The sequence below is a fragment of the Allobosea sp. 01N443 genome, assembly GCF_056399325.1.
Genome location: NZ_JBFTRC010000336.1, coordinates 1 through 3072, shown reverse-complemented (window position 1 = coordinate 3072; position 3072 = coordinate 1). Strand labels below are relative to the sequence as shown.

The following is a 3072-nucleotide window of genomic DNA, read 5'->3' as shown; positions in this document are numbered from 1 at the left end:
GGTGATGGTGGGGTCGTAATTGGTATTGGTGACGACCGGTGCTCCGGGGGGGCCGAGCGGCATCATGTCGCCATCGGCATCATTGATGTAGGTCGGGGTCAGCAGCCGCGGGAAGATTCCGTCCGCAGCGCCAGCCTGGCTCTGACCTGGAAGGAGATGATTGTTACTGCCATCGACCGTTCTAAGGCCGATTGGCAGCAAGGATGCATCTTGACCGATAATATCGACAAGACTTTCACCCGCAACGTTACGCTCTGCAACCTTAATTTGCTCAAGAATCTTGTTCAGATCGGCGAGGTTGACAACAAAGCTTGAAGCCATAACAGACCCCCAATTGAAGAACGTCGGTGAATATTAGGGGCAAATTAACTCTTCCATCGTATAGGCGGTTAGAGGACAAGGTCACCGCATTTTCGGGACCAGCGCGTGCCTATCAGGTGCCTCTGGTCCGTGGTCCATTGGGGCCGAGACCACCGACCTTGGTCTGGTTGGATCGTACCGGCAGAGTTCCTGGAGGCGCTGACGTGGTCAGGCGGCCGCATCGAGCTCCGGGTTCGAGCCGCCAATGGCGCGCCAGCAGCACCCAGAGCGAGCATGGCGGCGGCGGGCGGGGTTCGCTCAGTAGACCGCCCGGCCCCCAACGCGCCCCTGACAGCAGAAACTAGCGCTTTTCTTGTCGCGTGGAGGCGGCATGATCGAGAGATGAGCAGCGATGGGAATACGACGATCGGGGTTCTCGCCGACGACCTGACCAGTGCAGCGGACGGGGCTGGCCCCTTCGTCATGCGGGGCCATGGCGCGTGGGTCGGACGGGGTCGGTTGCCCCGGCAAGAGAGCGACGTCATCGCCGTGGACAGTGGCTCGCGCTCGGCTCCCGAGGCTGAGGTCGCGGAGCGGGTCTCGCGTCTCACCGCGCAGCTCGCCTCGCGCGACATCCTCTACAAGACGGTCGACTCGACGCTGCGCGGACATGTCAGGGCCGAGCTGGACGCGGCGTTCCGGGCCAGCGGGCGTAGGCAGCTCGTCTTCGCCCCGGCCTTTCCCGCGGCCGGGCGCACCACTGTCGGCGGCGTTCAATGCGTGGACGGTATCCCCGTGTCGGAGACCGCCTATGGCCGCGATCCGGTGCATCCGGCCCGCCATTCGGTGGTCGCCGACCTGGTCCCGCCCTCCATCGGGAGTGTGGTGCTGCTCGACGCCACGACACAGGACGAGCTGGACGCGCAGGTTGCGGCCTTGCCCGAACCGGAAGCCACGCTGTGGGTAGGCTCCCCGGGGATGGCGGCGGCGCTGGCGCGGCGCCTGGCCCCGACTGCGACGGGGGCTCCTGCAGCAGCGGTCGGCGGCGGGCCTGGCGATATTCTCATCGTCATCGGCAGCGCGAACCCGCGCAGTCACGGCCAGGCCGATCGGGTCGAGGGGGTGAGCGGGGTCACCCTGCTGCGCAGCCCCGCAAAGCGCGAAGACGACCCGGCGCCGCTTCTGCGGGAGATTGCAAGGGCTGCGGCGGACAGGCTTCGGGCCGAGGCCTTCGACGCGTTGATCGCCACGGGCGGGGACACCATGGAGGCGATCCTCGACCTTCTGGACGTTCGGGAATTCGAGATCCTCCACGAGCTCGAGCCAGGTTTTCCGCTTGGCCGTGCCCGGCTCGATGACGGGCGCGCGCTGCTTCTCGCCATGAAGGCCGGGGGTTTTGGCGGGGATGACACCTTGCTTCGCGCGGTCACGCGGCTGCGCCACGGGGCGCCTCTCTCTGACCAGGGCATCGCCGATCCCGCCGGCCTGGAGACCGCGTTCGCCGATGCAAGGCGGCTCGGTTCCGCGCAAACCGGGTCGAACAAAACGCAAAAGGTGTCCTGATGGGACTTCGCTTCATCTTCATGCTGACGCGCAACGACCGCACCGTGGACGACGCGTCGGAGCAGCTGCAAACCGCCCTGCATCTTGGGGTCCGGCATATCGGCTTCAAGGATATCGGCCTGCCGCTCGACCAGTTGAAGGCGCTCAACAGAGCCATCAGGGAGGGCGGCRCGACATCCTATCTCGAGGTCGTCTCGCTCGACCGCGACAGCGAAATCGCCTCGGCCAAGGCTGCGGTCGAAATCGGCATCGACGTCCTGCTCGGCGGGACCAGAGTCGATGACGTGCTGCCGATCATTGCCGGCACCACGATCCAGTACTGTCCGTTCCCGGGGCGGATCATGGGCCATCCAAGCGTCCTGGAAGGCAGCATCGACGAGGTTGTCGCCAGCGCGCGGATGCTGGCGGCGCGCGACGGCGTGCACGGGCTCGATCTGCTGGCCTATCGCTCGCGGGAGAACGTGCCGGCCCTGATCCAGGCCGTCTGCGCCGCGGTCTCCAAACCCGTCTATGTCGCCGGCTCCATCGACACGCCGGAACGGATCGCCGCGCTGAAGCAGGCCGGAGCCGCGGGCTTCACGATCGGCACGGCTGCGCTCGACGGGAAATACCCGGCCGAGGGCAAGGACGTGCCCCACCAGCTCGCCAGGATCATTCGCGACGTCGCAACGCTCAACCGGCACATTTCGCCATTCCACAAGGAGAACCTGAGATTTGCGTTCGGCCGGTTTTCCGACAGCTGGCCGCCCCATATCGCCGCACGCGTCAACAACATGCAGATCAAGCTCGCCAGGTTCGAAGGCGAAGCGGCCTGGCATTTCCAGAAGCACGAGGACGAGGTCTTCTTCGTCCACAGGGGTCGGCTGCTGATGCGGTTCCGTGACCGCGACGAGCTCATCGAGGAGGGTGAGTTCATCGTCGTGCCGCATGGCGTCGAACGCTGCCCCGCAGCCCCGGAGGGCGCCTGCGAGGTGGTATTGCTCGAGCTGGGCCCGACCGCAGGCGCCGGCATCGGGGAGGACGGCCTGGGCGACGCAGGGGCCTTCCACACCTGATGCGCGCCGTCAGCCCATTCCCGGCCGGGCGCGTAAGCACCCGCAGCCGATACAGTCTCCGACCTGGAGCTCCCTGCGATTGGTCAGCGCACCGGCAGCAGGTACTTCAGGCCCTGCGTGAAGCCGCGCGGCGCGACGGTGAGGTGATCCTCGT

The 3072-nt window shown here is 66.3% G+C and carries 3 protein-coding genes; 2 read left to right on the top strand and 1 reads right to left on the bottom strand.

Translation table 11 applies throughout. The features are described 5' to 3' along the window. The coding region (locus AC1DRP_RS35885; RefSeq protein ID WP_476771062.1) for a hypothetical protein at positions 1-321 on the bottom strand (321 nt) is incomplete at its 3' end. Between the two features lie 381 nt (positions 322-702). Here AC1DRP_RS35885 and AC1DRP_RS35880 point away from each other — a divergent pair. Both AC1DRP_RS35880 and AC1DRP_RS35875 read left to right on the top strand, forming a co-directional pair. Next, positions 703-1863 (top strand): four-carbon acid sugar kinase family protein, encoded by a 1161-nt coding sequence (locus tag AC1DRP_RS35880; protein ID WP_476771061.1) that lies wholly within the window; start codon positions 703-705, stop codon positions 1861-1863. Further along, positions 1863-2918 carry a cupin domain-containing protein gene (locus AC1DRP_RS35875; RefSeq protein WP_476771060.1) on the top strand — a complete coding sequence of 352 codons (1056 nt, stop codon included), beginning with the start codon at positions 1863-1865 and terminating at the stop codon, positions 2916-2918. The genes AC1DRP_RS35880 and AC1DRP_RS35875 overlap by 1 nt, the downstream gene beginning before the upstream one ends. Positions 2919-3072: the final 154 nt, after the last annotated feature.

Excerpts from the sequence above, each read along its gene's own strand:
- AC1DRP_RS35880 (WP_476771061.1), top strand. The coding sequence starts at position 703 with ATGAGCAGCGATGGGAATACGACGATCGGGGTTCTCGCCGACGACCTG.